Consider the following 12,624-nt stretch of genomic DNA (forward strand, 5'->3'; position numbering starts at 1 on the left):
GGGGTCAGCCCAGCAACTGGTCGAGCGGGACGAAGGTGGTCTGCGGCTCGTGCATGCGGAACACCTTGAACACCTTCTCGGTCTGAGCGTCGGAGTCGACGAAGTCCTGGTAGGCGCGCGCCAGCAGCTGGCGGTAGACCGCGGCGCGCACCTCGTCGGCGAGCGTCTCCAGGTCGCCGGCCTGCTTCAGGTAGTCGTGGTAGCGCTGCATGATGTGCAGGCGGTTGATGTGCACCACGCTCTGCTCGAAGGGCACGGCGAAGAACTCGAGGAAGTCCTCGGCCGACACCAGTTCTTCCATGGCCTCGTCCAGAGGCAGGTCGGAATCCGGGGAATAGCGCTGTACGGTCATGGTCGTGTCTCCGCGGTGGCCGTAGTGGGGAAAGGGTCAGCAGCGCGCCCGCGCACCGCCGGCGCAGTCGCTGTCGCAGATTTCGTTGTCGGGGGCGCAGCCCTGGTAGAACTGCTGCTGGCGGCCGGCGGCGACCAGGCCGGCCTGCTCCACCTGCTGCTCCAGGCTGTCGATGCGCTCGAGCAGGCAGGCGATGGCCTTGCCGACCGGGTCGGGAATCAGGTGATGGTCGAGGTCGATGCCATAGGGGTTGGGCTGGCCGGCCTCGCGCAGCCTGACCACCTTGCCGGGGATGCCGACCACCGTGCAGCCGTCCGGCACGTCCTGCACCACCACCGAGTTGGCGCCGACCCGCGCGTGGTTGCCGACTGTGATCGGGCCGAGGATCTTCGCCCCGGCGCCGACCAGCACGCCGTCGCCCAGGGTCGGATGGCGCTTGCCCTTGCGCCAGCTGGTGCCGCCGAGGGTGACGCCGTGGTAGAGGGTCACGTCCTGGCCGATCTCGGCGGTCTCGCCGATCACCACGCCGGCGCCGTGATCGATGAACAGGCGCGGGCCGATCACCGCGCCGGGATGGATGTCGACGTTGCTGACCAGCCGCGCCACGAACGCCAGCAGCCGCGCCGGATAGCGCCAGCCGGAGCGCCACAGGCGATGGGCCAGGCGGTAGATGAGGATGGCGTGCACGCCGGGATAGGTGGTGAGCACCTCGAAGGTGGTGCGCGCCGCCGGATCGCGCTGGAACACGCAGCGCACGTCGTCGCGCCATTCGCGCAGCAGGCTCATGCCCGGCCTCCTGCGGCGCATACCGCGACCGCCTCTCCCAGTTGGCGGTGGAACTCCAGCAGCTCGGTGGCCTGCGGCTCGCGCTTGCTGCGGGTGGAGAAGGCGCGGATGCGGCCGAGCAGCAGCTGGCACTGCACCTCGTCCAGCTCGATGCCCAGCTCGCGGTAGCGGGTGCGCACCAGGTGCGCCCCGGAATGCTTGCCCAGCACCAGGCTGTGGCTGCGGCCCAGCTCGTCGGGATTGAGCCCCTCGTAGGTGCGCCGGTGCTTGAGCAGGCCGTCGACGTGGATGCCCGCCTCGTGGGTGAACACCCCGGCGCCGACCACGCTCTTCTGCCAGGCCACCTGGCGCCCGGAGGCCTGCTCGACCAGCGCCGAGATCGCCGGGATGCCGCGGGTGTCGATGCCGCAGTCGATGTCGTAGAGATGCTTGAGGGCCAGCGCGCACTCCTCCAGCGCGGCGTTTCCGGCGCGCTCGCCGAGGCCGTTGACCGTGGTGTTGAGGTGGCTGGCGCCGCCCAGCACCGCCGCCACCGTGTTGGCGGTGGCCAGGCCGAAGTCGTCGTGGGCGTGTACCTCCAGCTCCAGGTCGAGGCGCGCGCGCAGGAAGCGGAAGCGCTCAAGCATGCCGAACGGCTCCATGATCCCCACGGTGTCGGCGAAGCGCAGGCGCCGGGCGCCGGCGGCCTGGGCGACCTGGGCGACGCGCACCACGAAGTCCATATCGGCGCGCGAGGCATCCTCGCAGCCCAGGCACACCTCCAGCCCGGCCAGGCGCGCCGCGCCGACCAGCCGCGCCACCTCGGCCAGCGCCCAGTCGCGGTCGCGGTCGCGGCCGAGCTTGTGCTGGAGCATCAGGTCGGAGACCGGCAGCGACAGGTCGACCATGCCCACCCCGGTGTGCCGCGCGGCGGCTAGATCGACATCGCACAACCGGCACCAGGCCAGCAGCCGCGCCGGCAGCTTGAGGCCGGCGATGGCGCGCATCACCTCGCGCTCCTCCTCGCCCATGCTGGGAATGCCGATCTCCAGCTCGGGCACGCCCAGTTCGGCCAGCGCGCGGGCGATGGCGATCTTCTCCTCGGGGGTGAAGGCCACGCCGGCGCTCTGCTCGCCGTCGCGCAGGGTGGTGTCGTCGATGATCACGCTGGCCATGACTGCTCTCCTGTGCGGATGGGCCTGCTCGCGGTTGGCGTCGCTCAGGCGTAGACCGGGGCGAACGCCTGGTCGGCTTCCACCGGGCCGTTGCCGCTCCAATACGGCGACAGCTTGCGCAGCTGGGCGACGATCGGCGGCACCGCCTCGATCACCCGGTCGATCTCCGCCTCGGTGGTGTAGCGCGACAGCGAGAAGCGCACCGTGCCGTGGGCGGCGGTGTACGGGATGTCCATGGCGCGCATCACGTGGGAGGGCTCCAGCGAGCCGGAGGTGCAGGCCGAGCCGCTGGAGGCGGCGATGCCGACCTTGTTGAGCAGCAGCAGGATCGCCTCGCCCTCGATGTACTCGAAGGCGATGTTGGCGGTGTTGGGCAGACGGTTGCCCGGATCGCCGGTGACGAAGGCGTAGGGCACCGCGGCGAGGATGCCGGCCTCCAGCCGGTCGCGCAGGCGCGCCACCTCGGTGTTCTCGTGTTCCATGAAGGCCAGCGCGCGCTCGGCGGCGACGCCCAGGCCGACGATGGAGGCGGCGTTCTCGGTGCCGGCGCGGCGACCGCGTTCCTGGTGGCCGCCGCGCAGCAGCGGACGGAAGCGGGTGCCGCGGCGCAGGTAGAGCACACCGATGCCCTTGGGCGCGTGCAGCTTGTGGCCGGACAGCGAGAGCATGTGGATGGCGCTGTCCTGCAGGTTCATCGGCACCTTGCCGACCGCCTGCACGGCGTCGGTGTGGAACATGATGCCGGCATCGTCGGCCATCTGCGCCATCTCCAGCACCGGGAACAGGGTGCCGGTCTCGTTGTTGGCCCACATCACCGAGACGATGGCCACGTCGTCGGTCAGCAGGCTGGCGTACTCGGCCAGATCCAGGCGGCCCTGCTTGTCCACCTTGAGCTTGTGCACCGTGTAGCCTTCAGTGGCCAGGTAATCGCACAGGCTGAGGATGGCCGGGTGCTCGACCACCGTGGTGATGATGGTCCGGCGCTCGGGCTGCGCCTTGAGCGCGGAGAGGATCGCCGTGGAGTCGGCCTCGGTGCCGCAGGAGGTGAAGACGATCTCCGAGTCGTGCTCGGCGCCGAGCAGCTGCTGCACGCGCTGGCGGGCCTGCTTCAGCGCCAGGCCCACGCGGTTGCCGAAGCTGTGCAGCGACGAGGGGTTGCCGAACTGCTCGGTGAAGAACGGCAGCATGGCCTGCACCACCTCGTCGTCGACGCGGGTGGTGGCGTTGTTGTCGAGATAGACGTCGGCCATGTCACACCTCCAGTTGCGCGTGGGCGGCCGCGGCGCCGGCGGCGCTGACCGGGATCACCTTGACGAACTCGCCGAGTTCCTCGATCAGCCGCTGCTGGATGCCGGACAGGGTCATGCTGGCCATCTGGCAGCCGGTGCAGGCGCCGGTCAGCTTGACGTAGACGTTCCTGCCGTCGACCTCGAGCAGCTCGACGTCGCCGTGGTCGCGCTGCAGGGTCGGGCGGATCGACTCCAGCACCGTCTCGATGCGGCGGATGCGCTGCAGGTTGGTCATCTTCGGCGCCGGCGCGGCCGGCGCCGCTTCGGCTGCCGGGGCCGGGGCCGGTGCGTTGAGGTTGACCAGCCCGGATTTGGACTTGCCCTTGGCCTTGGTCGGCGCGGCGACGAACACCTCGCCGCGGGCCGCCAGCTCCTCGCCGAGCAGGCGCTCGATGCCCTCGTGGCAGGCCGAGCAGCCGCCGCCGGCCTTGGTGTAGTTGGTGACGTCCTCGACGCTGGACAGCTGGTTGGCGCGGATGGTCTCGCGCACCATCACCTCGTCGACGGCGAAGCACTTGCAGACCAGCGCGCCCTCCTCGTGGTCGTCCTCCAGCGCCTCGCCACGGTAGTTGGCCACCGCGGCCTGCAGCGCCTCGCGGCCCATCACCGAGCAGTGCATCTTTTCCGGCGGCAGGCCGTCGAGGAAGTCGGCGATGTCCTGGTTGCTGATCTTGAGCGCCTGGTCGACGGTCAGGCCCTTGATCATCTCGGTGAGCGCCGAGCTCGAGGCGATGGCCGAGCCACAGCCGAAGGTCTGGAAGCCGGCGTCGAGGATGACGTCGGTGTCCGGATCGACCTTGAGGGTCAGGCGCAGCGCGTCGCCGCAGCTGAGCGAGCCGACGTCGCCGATGGCGTTGGCCTCGGCCACCGCCCCGGCGTTCTTCGGGTTGTAGAAGTGTTCTTTGACCTTTTCCGAGTAATCCCACATGACGGCTGATCTCCGGTGATTCCTGAGCCGCCGGTCTTCGCCGGCGACTTCGATGTCTTAGCAGGCGAAGGATTTGCCGCAGCTGCAGCTGCTGCTGGCGTTCGGATTGACGAAGGTGAAGCCGCTGCCTTCCATGCTCTCGACGAAGTCCATGGTCACGCCCTCGAGCAGCGGGGCGCTGGTCTCGTCGACCAGCAGGGTGATGCCGCCGCAGTCGACGGCCTGGTCGCCGTCGCTGCCGGCCTCCTCCAGCTTGAGGCTGTACTTGAGTCCGGAGCAGCCGCCACCCTCGACGCGAATGCGCAGGCCGGCAATCGGCTTGGCGCTGCTGCTGATGAAACGGTTGACGGCGGTCTTGGCGCTGTCGGTCATGATGATCATCGGCTTGTCTCCTCAGCTGTGCGGTGGTCTGGCCAACCGTTGCCAAGGCAGGTGCAAGCCACATGCCAGCGCCTTTCCGGACAATAAATTCTTTTAATTCAATCAGTTGAGAGAAGCCCACGAAGCTGGCGGCTGTCGCGAACGACACCTGCAGGAGGCGTTGTCGGGTTTGCGACAAGGAGTGCGACAGCTCCGGCTGATGGCCAGACGGCAAGACGCGACGGCCGCTGGCTGGTGCATCGGCGGGTGTGCAACGACGAACAGGGCGAAGGCCACGGCTTCTACAGCTTCAGCCCGGCCATGCCGCGCTGAAGCTGTGCGCAATGCTGCAACCCCGACCTGTGCGATTGGCGCCAACGCGACAATGCGCGTTATTCAAGTCATTGATATCCAATGTCTTTTTTCTTGGCATCCGGGTTGCACCAAGGAGACTCGGCAAGGTCCGCGGCGGCGTGCCGACAGTCCGGCACGGGCATCCCATGGCCCGGCGCCGCGGCCCTGGCCATCCCTTCCACCGTGACAGAGAGAGCCCCATGTCCATCAAGGAAATCCAAGCCTTCTCGGCGCAGACCAAGGCCGACCCCAGCCTGGGCGAGAAGCTGAAAGCCTGCGAAAAAGTGCGCGAGATGATCGGCCTGGCCAAGGAGGCCGGCTTCACCATCGTCGAGGACGCCCTTTACCCGCCGAACGAGCCGCAGTTCACCGAGGACCAGCTGTCGGCCAAGCTGGCCAAGGCGCTGCTGCGCGCCTGAGGCGCCAGACGGCCCGGCGGGGAGCCGACAGCGCCCCGCCGGGCCGGGACTCAGCCGAGCAGCACCTCGTAGACCCGGCGCAGCAGCTCGCGGTCCAGCCAGGGCATGCCGATGCTCTGCGGCAGCTCGATCCAGCGCGTGCCGGGCGGTGGCGGGCACAGCTCATGGCCGGGCAGCGCGGCCAGGTAGACCGGCAGCAGCAGTCCCGGCACCTCCAGATGCAGATGGAATTCGCCGACCAGCTCCAGCGCCGGCTGGATGCCGAGGAGCTCCTGCAGCTGGCGCAGGGCGCTGGCCGGGTGGCACTGCACCGGTGCCTCGGCGCCCGGCTCGGCGAGCACGGCGAGCTGCGGCAACGGCTGCGGCAGCACCACCCCGCCCTGCTCGGGGATCAGGAAGCGCAGGCGCGCGCTGACCGGATGCTTGTGGCAGACCAGCAGGCGCCATGGCAGACCGTAGCCTTTCTGTTCGGCGCTCATGGGTTCAGCGCCAGCAGGGCGTATTCCACCGGGCCGGCGAACAGCCGGGTGCCGCCGCCCTCGGCCACCACCCGGTACGCCGCGGCGGCATCCAGCACGCGCACGCCGGCCAGGTAGTCGACGCCGAAGTCGCGCCAACCCTCCAGCCACGGTAGGCTCGGCCCCATCAGCACCACGCGCGCCTGCCGCGACAGCTCCAGCAGGCGCGGCAGGGTCTGGTTGGCCAGGCTGCTGGCGGTGACGAACACCCAGTCGGCCTGCGGCAGGACGAACTCGGCGGCGCTGTCCGGCAGGTCGCCGTCCTGCGGGTTGCGCTCCAGGCACTGGTAATCGAGGTCGTGCCACAGCCGTTCGAGGCCCGGATAGTGGCCGATCACCGCCACCCGCTGCCCGTCCAGCTGCGCGCGGAAGTGCTCGAACACCCGCAGGTGGCCGGGCGCCGCGCCGCGCAGCGGCATGGCCTCGCCCAGGCAGGGCGAACGCGCGTTGATTCCGGCATTGAGCACCGCCAGCCCCACTGCCGCCTCGGCGGCATCCCAGGAGCGCAGCCAGGGCCGCAGCTCGCCGGCGGGGCGGCCGGCCAAGGTGCCGGCCCAGCCGAGGGTGCGCGGCACCTGCCGCGGGCTGAAGGCGAAGCCGCAACCGCCGGCGCTCTCGGCCAGGGTCCAGTTCAGGCCGAGCAGCACGCCCTGTACCGGCTCGTGACTGCTGGCGCTGGCCAGCAGCCAGTCGTAGACGGCGCTCATGAGCCGAGCGCCGGCAGCAGGCGCAGCTCGCTCTTCAGCGCGCCGACGCGGCCCCAGGCGGTGACCGCCTCGATGACCCACTGCGGCCGGCGCGGATGCGCCAGCAGCACGTCGAACTCGGCGAAGGCCTGGCCGTCGGCGTGCACCAGCAGGCTGCCGAGCAGCGCGCCGCCGGCGCTGCGCCACTCGGCGTACAGCGCCTGGCTGTGGTCGTAGGGATCCTCGCGCAGCTCGCCGCGCGCCGGCGGCGTGCCGGCCACCGCCAGCGCTTCCTCGATGCCGGCACGCTGCAGGCAGGCGGCCAGCGCCGGCCACAGCTCGGCGAGCAGCGGCGCGGCGGCTTCGAGCCGCTGTTCCAGGCTGCCCGCCATCAGGCCGCCTCCTCGTCGAACGAGCGGGCAATCTGCAGGAAGGCGCCGCCGCCGATCTCGTCGTACGGGTCGAGTTCCAGCAGCTTGGCCAGCACCCGCTCGGCCTGCGCCACCCGGCCGCGGCGCAGGCGGATCACACCGAGCGCCTTGAGGCTGAACAGGTACAGGCGCACCAGCCCGTGGCGCTGCGTCCAGTCGGCGCTGGCCGGCTGCTGGCGCCGGTAGTTGCGGTCGATGCCGGCACCGCGCGCGGCCTCGTGCAGCGCCTGCCAGACCGCCGCCTCGGCCTCGCGGTAGCGCTGGCTGACGAAGTAGAACTTGTACAGGCCGATGTGCGCGTCCGGCTCCTCCGGCCAGCGCCTTCGCGCCTCCAGCAGCAGGGCCTCGACCCCGTCGGGGGTGGCGGCGCACAGCGCATGGTTGAGCAGGAAGCGCAGTTTCTGCGGCGTACTGGCGGAAAAGAACGCCCGCTCCGGGGCGAACAGCAGCACTTCGGCCATGGGCGTCACCAGAGTTCGGCGGGGGTCAGCTTGTCCGCCCAGGGCTCTCCGCCCAGCAGATGCTGCTCGACGATGAGCGCCGCATCCTGCGGCTCGACCCAGCTGTACATGACCGCCCCGGGGTAGACCAGCACGTTGGCCCCGGCCTGGCAGGGGCCCATGCAGCCGGTGCTGGTCAGGGCGATGCGATTGCTGAGGTTGTGCTGGATCAGCACCTGGGCGAAGGCGTTGTACACCGCCTCGGCGCCCTTGGCGCCGCAGCTGCCGCGCGGGTGGCCGTCGGCGCGGCGCTGGGCGCAGACGAAGATGTGGAACTCGGGCTTGGCCATGATCCGCTCTCCTCAGGCCGCGGCGGCGGCGTGGCTGTGGCACTGCTTGGGACAGACCGCGGCGCAGGCCTGGCAGCCGATGCAGTCCATGGCGTCCTTGACCACCATCACCTTCATCTCGTCGTCCTCGTCGAACAGGTCGTCGTCCTCGCCCATCAGCTCGGCGCGGTCGACCAGGTCGAACACGTCGCGCGGGCAGACCTTATAGCAGCGGCCGCAGCCGATGCACTTCTGCGCGTCCAGCGCGGTGACGAACTGCGGAGTCCACTCGGCGCCACCGCGGGTACGCCCGGTAATCGTTGTCTCAGCCATGCTTCACTCTCCTCGCCGCCACCGGCGGTGGCGCGGCCAACGGTTGTCGATCGGCGGCTGGCAGCCGCTCTCGTGCTGTTGCCCCCACAGGGGCGGCGCAGCCTGGTGGGCCGCGCGGAGTCCGCCGCAGGCGGAGGTCTGATGCGGGCCGCAGCGACCCGCGGGCAATGTCGGCCGGCGGCCTCGTGAGCCGCCGCCGTGGGCGGGGCTCAGGCCCCTTCGCAGGCGTCCAGGCGCGCCTTGGCAGCGGCCCAGTCGACGCAGGCCTGGTGGGCCTGGCGAGCCAGCTCGGGCAGCGCGTCGTAGTCGGTGAGCAGGCGATCCTCGACCAGATCATGGATCTGCGAGGCCCAGTCGCTGGCGATGCGCTTCTTGTGGCTGACGTCCTTCTTCAGCGCCTTGAGTTCTTCCTCGGTCATCACGGCCTCCGCCTCAGAGTTCGGCTACCACACGGTGCGCGCCGACCAGCGAGCTGGCCTTGTCCAGCTGCTTCTGCGCCTCGGCGACCAGCGCCTCCAGCGAGTCGAAGCCGAAGCGGTGGACGTCGCGCAGGGTCTTGTCCAGCGCCACCAGCTTGCCGACCAGGATCAGCGCCCGGCCGAAGCCCTCGTGGGTCAGGTTGATCACCGGCACGGCGAGCAGGCCGGTCTCGGCCTCGAGCAGTTGGGCCAGCGCGTTGTAGTAGGCCTTGATCCGCGAGATGGTGGTCTCGTCTGGATCGCCCACCACCGGGATGGCCTTGCGCCGCGCCTTGGTCAGTACCAGCGGATCGAGCACGCGGGCATCGCTCCAGGTGTCGTAGGTGCCGTAGCTGTCCATGGCGCGCAGCTGCACCACCATCTGCCGGATGATCGGCTCCTGCAGGGCGGCATCGCCGTCCTGCACCACCGCGGGTTGTTCCTCGACGTCGAACATGGGGCTTTCCTCTCTGGATAAGGGGTGGCGCTACTCGTCCCAGGCCTCGCCGGCCATGGCGTCGAAGCGCTGGAGATCGGCGCCGCGGGTGCGCTGGATGGCCTTGGCCAGCCAGGCCGAGGGGCCTTCGCGCAGCTCGTCCTGCAGGCTTTCGAGCAGCTCGTCGATGCGCGCCGCCTCGGCGACCTTGACCGGCTGCACGCCGATGCTCAGCAGCTGGCGCACCGCCGAGGCACCGCAGGCTCGGCAGTACACAGCGATGCAGCCGTCGAGCAGCTCGAGCTTGCTGACCAGCTTGTCCTCGTTGCCGTCCTGCTCCAGGTCGCCGAACTCGATGACCTTGAGCAGCTGGGCGCGCTCGGGATTGACGCCGTAGATGACGAAGGCGCGCGACGAGCCGAAATGCTGGTCGACCGTCTCGCGATCGGCGGAGGCGAACGCCACCTTCAGCAGGGTGCCGTCGTCCTCGCCGTCGAGTACCTGCAACTGCCGGGTCGGGCTGGCCATGCTCAGTGCCTCCATTGCGGCCGCTCGGCGGCCGACTTCTGCGCGTAGATCGAGTGGTAGGGCGCCAGGCCCTGGTGGTGCTCGACCAGCAGGTTGGCCAGATCGAACAGCGTCTGGGCGGTCGCCCGGTAGCCGCTCCAGCAGCGCTGGAAGCCGCCGAGCAGGTCGTACTGCGGGAAGCCGACGCGCAGCAGCGGCACGCCGAGGCGCCCGGCGCTGGCCAGCGCGTGGCTGTTGCCGAGGATCAGCTGCGCGCCCTGCGCGGCGGCGGCGCGCTCGAGATCCTCCAGATCGCCGACCTGGATGCTCGCCAGGGGCGAGGCGGCCAGCGCCGGCGCCCGCGCCGGCACCACCGCGGCCACGGTGCGCGCGCCCATGCCGCGCAGCAGAGCGTCGAAGCCGAGCAGCAGGTCGGGGTCGGCGGCGATGGCGATGCGCGCGTCACCGAGCATGAAGTGGGTATCGAGCATGGCGTCCTGCAGCTGGCGACGCTGCTTCTGCCAGCGCTGCGGCACCGGATTGCCGCTGATCCGGCTGAGCGCCAGCAGCCAGGCGTCCACGGCGTCGAGGCCCATCAGCAGGCCGAAGCGATGCTCCGGCACGCCGCTGCGCGCGGCCAGGGCGTCGGCGGCGGCGTCCAGGCTCGGGCCGACCACCAGGGTGGCGACGCTCTGCCCTGCCGTGGCCAGCTCGTCGAGGGTCAGGCCGCCGGTGGTCAGCGGGTTGAACTGGGCGTCGTCGAGATGGCCGTCCAGCGAGCCGGACAGGTCGGGGATCAGCAGCGGGCGCAGGCCGAAGCTCTCGATGCTCTCGGCGACGAACTCCAGGTCGCCCGGGGTCAGGCTCGCCGAGCACAGCACGTTGACCTGGCGCGGGCGCCTGCCGACCTGGTCGCGGCGCTCCGGCACCAGGGTCTCGATCAGCGCCTTCACCGTGGCGGCGAAGCCGCTCTCGAAGCTGCCGGCGAAATCCGGGGTGTTCACCGCCACCACCGCCACCCGGGCGAACTCGGGATACTGGCTGCGGAACTCGTGCAGCGCACTGTTGAGGTCGCAGCCCTGGGTCTCGGCCAGCGCGGTGGAGAGCAGGCCGATCACCGCCGGGTTCTGCTTCTCGCAGATGGTTTTCAGCGCCTCGACCACGTTGTCGTCGGCGCCCATCACCGAGCTGACCTGGTCCATCGCCGTGGTCTGCAGCGGCACCGGCTCGCGGAAGTGGCGGACGAAGAACACCTTGGCGAACGCCGTGCAGCCGGCCGAGCCGTGCAGCAGCGGCATGCTGCGCGCGAGGCCGAGGATGGCCAGGGCGCCGCCCATGGTCTGGCTGGCCTTCAGCGGGCTGACCGCGAGGGCCTTCTTGCGATTGACGATCTCGGCCATGGCGATCTCCTCAGGCGGTGGCGGTCAGGGACGGGGCGGACAGCGGGGCGCCTAGTGGCGAGCCACCAGCGTCGCTCCAGGGCGCCGGGCGGCGCACCGCCTCCCACACCGGGCTCTCCAGGGTCAGGCACAGCTGGCGCACCAGTTCGAGCATGCCGTCGTAGCCGGCATAGCCGAATTCGCGCTCCTGGTTGATGTCGAGGAAGGGAATGCGCGCCTTGAGCGCGGTGTACATGTTGCGGCCGCCGGCGATCAGGATGTCGGCCTGGTACTCCTCCACCGTCCTGAGCAGCGCACGCGGGTTGCCCTCGTCGAGCATCTTCACCTCGTCGCCCATCAGCTCGCGGATGCGCGCCTTGTCCTCCTCGGTGGACTTCTTGGTGCCGGTGGCGACCACCTTCATGCCCAGGTCCTGCAGGCAGGAGATCACCGACCAGGACTTCACCCCGCCGGTGTAGAGCAGCACGCGCTTGCCCTCCAGGCGTGCGCGCCAGGGCTCCAGCGCGGCGCGGATGCGCGTCTCCTCGCGCTCGATCAGCGCCTCGGTGCGCGCACTGAGGTCGGCGTCGCCGATCAGCCGGGCGAAGTCGCGCAGCGCCTGCGAGGTGTCGGTGATGCCGTAGAAGCTGCCCTCGAACCAGGGCGTGCCATAGCGCTCCTGCAGCTTGCGGGCGACGTTGAGCATGGCCTTGGAGCAGACCATCATGTTCACCGCGGCACGGTGCATGGTCTGCACCTCGCGAAAGCGCGCATCGCCGGACAGCGTGCACAGCACGCGCAGGCCCAGCTCGTCGAGCAGCGGCAGCACGTGCCAGAACTCGCCGGCGATGTTGTATTCGCCGATCAGGTTGACGTCGTGGACGCGGATGCCGGGGCGTTCGCTGCCCGCCGGCAGCGGATCGGGCTCGCGGCTGCCTATCACGTGCTTGAGCATCGCCTCGCCGGCGATGCGGTTGCCGAGGTTCTTGGTGCCGTAGAAGCCGGCCGAGTCGATGGGCACCACCGGGGTCTTGAAGTGCTCGCTGGCGGCCTTGCACACCGCGTCGAGGTCGTCACCGATCAGCGCCGGCACGCAGGTGTTGTAGACGAACACCGCCGGCGGCGCGTGGCTCTCCACCGCCTGGCGGATGGCATGGAACAGGCGCTTCTCGGCGCGGCCCATGATCACGTCCTGCTCGCTGAGATCGGTGGTCATGCCGATGCGGTACAGGTCCGGGCCGCTGGAGCGGGTGCCGCGGTTGTCCCAGGAGCTGCCGGCGCAGGCGATCGGCCCGTGGACGATGTGCGCCACGTCGGCGATCGGCAGCAGGGCGATCTGCGCGCCGTCGAAGGCACAGCCACCGTCGGTGGCGCCCGGCTTGGGCTTGGCACAGCCGGACTTCTCCTTCTTGTTGTGCTCGCAGGAAGGCTCGTCGAGCAGCTCGGCAATGTCCTTGGCTTTCAT

18 protein-coding genes are annotated in these 12,624 nt (G+C 70.1%); 1 reads left to right on the forward strand and 17 read right to left on the reverse strand.

The features are described from left to right. Nucleotides 1–4 precede the first annotated feature (4 nt). Genes nifW through RA210_RS05820 form a run of 6 tightly spaced genes read right to left on the reverse strand, consistent with a single transcriptional unit; the run spans nucleotide 5 to nucleotide 4,890 of the window. Entirely contained in the window at nucleotides 5–352 is a 348-nt protein-coding gene (gene nifW, locus RA210_RS05795) for a nitrogenase-stabilizing/protective protein NifW (protein ID WP_201485685.1), read from the reverse strand. A 36-nt stretch (nucleotides 353–388) separates the two neighbouring features. Next, nucleotides 389–1,132, reverse strand: a complete 744-nt coding sequence (cysE, locus tag RA210_RS05800; protein WP_442963377.1) for a serine O-acetyltransferase — start codon at nucleotides 1,130–1,132, stop codon at nucleotides 389–391. A 2-nt stretch (nucleotides 1,133–1,134) separates the two neighbouring features. Then, entirely contained in the window at nucleotides 1,135–2,292 is a 1,158-nt protein-coding gene (nifV, locus tag RA210_RS05805; protein WP_201485687.1) for a homocitrate synthase, read from the reverse strand. 44 nt (nucleotides 2,293–2,336) lie between these two features. Beyond that, entirely contained in the window at nucleotides 2,337–3,542 is a 1,206-nt protein-coding gene (gene nifS, locus RA210_RS05810; RefSeq protein WP_201485688.1) for a cysteine desulfurase NifS, read from the reverse strand. Nucleotide 3,543: 1 nt separating this feature from the next. Beyond that, nucleotides 3,544–4,509, reverse strand: a complete 966-nt coding sequence (gene nifU / locus RA210_RS05815) for a Fe-S cluster assembly protein NifU (RefSeq protein ID WP_201485689.1) — start codon at nucleotides 4,507–4,509, stop codon at nucleotides 3,544–3,546. A 57-nt stretch (nucleotides 4,510–4,566) separates the two neighbouring features. After that, complete coding sequence (locus tag RA210_RS05820; protein WP_201485690.1) at nucleotides 4,567–4,890, reverse strand: HesB/IscA family protein; 324 nt, start codon at nucleotides 4,888–4,890, stop codon at nucleotides 4,567–4,569. A 533-nt stretch (nucleotides 4,891–5,423) separates the two neighbouring features. On the opposite strand from RA210_RS05820, the gene RA210_RS05825 reads away from it, so the two are divergent. Next, complete coding sequence (locus tag RA210_RS05825; RefSeq protein ID WP_201485691.1) at nucleotides 5,424–5,642, forward strand: Nif11-like leader peptide family natural product precursor; 219 nt, start codon at nucleotides 5,424–5,426, stop codon at nucleotides 5,640–5,642. Between the two features lie 50 nt (nucleotides 5,643–5,692). Here the strand turns inward: RA210_RS05825 and RA210_RS05830 are convergent, their stop codons facing one another. The 11 genes from RA210_RS05830 to nifE form a co-directional block, all read right to left on the reverse strand. Continuing rightward, nucleotides 5,693–6,121 carry a hypothetical protein gene (locus tag RA210_RS05830; protein ID WP_236574632.1) on the reverse strand — a complete coding sequence of 143 codons (429 nt, stop codon included), beginning with the start codon at nucleotides 6,119–6,121 and terminating at the stop codon, nucleotides 5,693–5,695. Then, the gene (locus RA210_RS05835) at nucleotides 6,118–6,867 is read right to left on the reverse strand and encodes a DUF364 domain-containing protein (RefSeq protein ID WP_201485692.1); all 750 of its coding nucleotides are present in this window, start codon (nucleotides 6,865–6,867) and stop codon (nucleotides 6,118–6,120) included. Before RA210_RS05835 ends, RA210_RS05830 begins: the two co-directional genes overlap by 4 nt. Next, on the reverse strand, nucleotides 6,864–7,238 hold the full coding sequence (locus RA210_RS05840) for a hypothetical protein (protein WP_201485693.1): 375 nt from the start codon (nucleotides 7,236–7,238) through the stop codon (nucleotides 6,864–6,866). Before RA210_RS05840 ends, RA210_RS05835 begins: the two co-directional genes overlap by 4 nt. Continuing rightward, nucleotides 7,238–7,738, reverse strand: coding sequence for a hypothetical protein (locus RA210_RS05845; RefSeq protein ID WP_201485694.1), 501 nt, complete (start codon nucleotides 7,736–7,738; stop codon nucleotides 7,238–7,240). The genes RA210_RS05840 and RA210_RS05845 overlap by 1 nt, the downstream gene beginning before the upstream one ends. Before the next feature lie 5 nt (nucleotides 7,739–7,743). Next, complete coding sequence (locus RA210_RS05850; RefSeq protein WP_201485695.1) at nucleotides 7,744–8,067, reverse strand: 2Fe-2S ferredoxin; 324 nt, start codon at nucleotides 8,065–8,067, stop codon at nucleotides 7,744–7,746. A gap of 12 nt (nucleotides 8,068–8,079) precedes the next feature. Further along, nucleotides 8,080–8,379, reverse strand: a complete 300-nt coding sequence (fdxB, locus tag RA210_RS05855; RefSeq protein ID WP_201485696.1) for a ferredoxin III, nif-specific — start codon at nucleotides 8,377–8,379, stop codon at nucleotides 8,080–8,082. A 209-nt stretch (nucleotides 8,380–8,588) separates the two neighbouring features. Further along, nucleotides 8,589–8,798, reverse strand: a complete 210-nt coding sequence (locus tag RA210_RS05860; protein ID WP_201485697.1) for a CCE_0567 family metalloprotein — start codon at nucleotides 8,796–8,798, stop codon at nucleotides 8,589–8,591. Nucleotides 8,799–8,811: 13 nt separating this feature from the next. Further along, the gene (locus RA210_RS05865; RefSeq protein ID WP_201485698.1) at nucleotides 8,812–9,294 is read right to left on the reverse strand and encodes a NifX-associated nitrogen fixation protein; all 483 of its coding nucleotides are present in this window, start codon (nucleotides 9,292–9,294) and stop codon (nucleotides 8,812–8,814) included. A 30-nt stretch (nucleotides 9,295–9,324) separates the two neighbouring features. Further along, nucleotides 9,325–9,801 (reverse strand): NifB/NifX family molybdenum-iron cluster-binding protein, encoded by a 477-nt coding sequence (locus RA210_RS05870; protein WP_201485699.1) that lies wholly within the window; start codon nucleotides 9,799–9,801, stop codon nucleotides 9,325–9,327. A 2-nt stretch (nucleotides 9,802–9,803) separates the two neighbouring features. Further along, entirely contained in the window at nucleotides 9,804–11,180 is a 1,377-nt protein-coding gene (nifN, locus tag RA210_RS05875; RefSeq protein WP_201485700.1) for a nitrogenase iron-molybdenum cofactor biosynthesis protein NifN, read from the reverse strand. 10 nt (nucleotides 11,181–11,190) lie between these two features. After that, nucleotides 11,191–12,624, reverse strand: a complete 1,434-nt coding sequence (gene nifE / locus RA210_RS05880; RefSeq protein ID WP_201485701.1) for a nitrogenase iron-molybdenum cofactor biosynthesis protein NifE — start codon at nucleotides 12,622–12,624, stop codon at nucleotides 11,191–11,193.

Source organism: Pseudomonas sp. OF001 (genome assembly GCF_904426495.1).
GTDB lineage: Bacteria > Pseudomonadota > Gammaproteobacteria > Pseudomonadales > Pseudomonadaceae > Geopseudomonas.